Below are 290 nucleotides of genomic sequence, written 5' to 3' on the forward strand. Positions count from 1 at the left end.
CTGGAAGTGATCTCACCGGTTGACAACAGCGGCCGCTTCACCGCTGAAGCCCAGCAATTCCAGGGCTTGTACGTACACAAAGCCAATGATGCGGTTATTGAAGAACTGACCCAGCGCAATATGCTTTTAAAGGGCAGCCGGATCGAACATCAATACGCCCATTGCTGGCGCTGCAAAAACCCCATCATCTACCGCGCCACCGAGCAGTGGTTTGCCTCCATTGACGGGTTCCGCGAAAACGCTTTGCAGGCCATCGATGAGGTGCGCTGGATCCCGGCCTGGGGACGGGA

At 56.6% G+C, this 290-nt stretch carries 1 protein-coding gene; it reads left to right on the plus strand.

The window, feature by feature from the left end:
• A partial coding sequence (locus B3W37_RS09920; RefSeq protein WP_483175602.1) for a class I tRNA ligase family protein occupies window positions 1-290 on the plus strand: 290 nt, incomplete at both ends.

It is taken from the genome of Syntrophomonas sp. UBA5494 (assembly GCF_002426325.1).